The organism is Streptomyces sp. NPDC006265 (assembly GCF_040613555.1).
Lineage (GTDB): Bacteria > Actinomycetota > Actinomycetes > Streptomycetales > Streptomycetaceae > Streptomyces.
The window spans coordinates 1-1,144 of the sequence record NZ_JBEXSH010001503.1; the positions used below are offsets into that span (position 1 = coordinate 1).

Annotated in this window: 1 protein-coding gene; it reads left to right on the forward strand. The window is 71.2% G+C overall.

Annotated features, from left to right (window positions below; translation table 11 throughout):
* Window positions 1-1,144, forward strand: a 1,144-nt coding sequence (locus tag ABZ281_RS50175; RefSeq protein WP_356665598.1) for a condensation domain-containing protein, incomplete at both ends; no start/stop codon positions are given.

Here is a 1,144-nt window from a genome sequence, read left to right on the forward strand (position 1 = left end):
TTCGAGCTCGCGGTGGCGGAGCTGCTGGAGCTGTACGCGACGGCCGCCAAGGGCACCGTCCCGCCGGCCGAACCGCCGGCCCTGCAGTACGCCGACTTCGCGGCCTGGCAGCGCCGCACGGTCGGCGAGGCCGCGTTCGACGCGCAACTCGAGTACTGGAAGGAGTGCCTGCGCGGCCCCCTCCCCGTGCTCGACTTGCCCACGGACCTCACCCCGCAGGGCTCCCCGAGCGGCCGGGGCGCGACCGTCGCGGTGGAGCTGCCACGGGCCGTCTCGCGCCGCATCCGGGAACTGGCCCGGCAGAACGACGCCACGCCGTTCATGACCGTGCTGACCCTCGTCGCCGCGCTGCTGCACCGGTACAGCGGCCAGACGGACATCGTGGTGGGAACCCCCAGCGCCAACCGGGACCTGCCCGAACTGGAAGGCATGCTCGGCTACTTCCTGAACACCCTCGCCGTACGCTGCGACCTGTCCGGCGACCCGACGGTGCTGGAACTGCTCGGTGGCGTACGCGAGCGGACGCTGGGAGCGTACGCGCACCAGGACGTCCCGTTCGAGCGGGTGGTGAACGCCGTGGCCACGGACCGCTCCGGGCTGCAGTCGCTGTTCCGGGTGATGCTCGCCTTCCAGCAGGAGCTGCCGTCGCCGCAGCTGCCCGGCCTCACCGTCACCGACGTCGACCTGGACCGCAACGCCGCCAAGTTCGACCTGGTGTTCTCGGTGACCGAGACCGAAACCACCTACCGGGTGGCGCTGGAGTACAACACCGACCTCTTCGTCGAGGACAGGGCGTGGCGGATCCTCGACCACTTCCGCACGCTCGCCGCCGACGCGGTCGCCGCGCCGACGAAGCACCTCTCGGGCCTCCAGGTTCTCCCCGAGGAAGAGCGGCGGCAGATCGAGTCCTGGTCGCGGGCCCGCTGCGGTCCGTACCCGACGGACACGTTCCTCCACCACATGTTCGAGGATCAGGTGCGCAGGACTCCCGAGGCGGTGGCGGTCGAGAGCGGCGACGCCCGGGTCACCTATCGCGAACTGGACCGGCGCGCGGATCTGCGCCCCCGGCTCAACAGCCGCGTGGCGAACCGCCGTTTCGCGGATGTGCCGAGTCTGGTGGAGGATCTCCCGGAGGTGTTCGAGC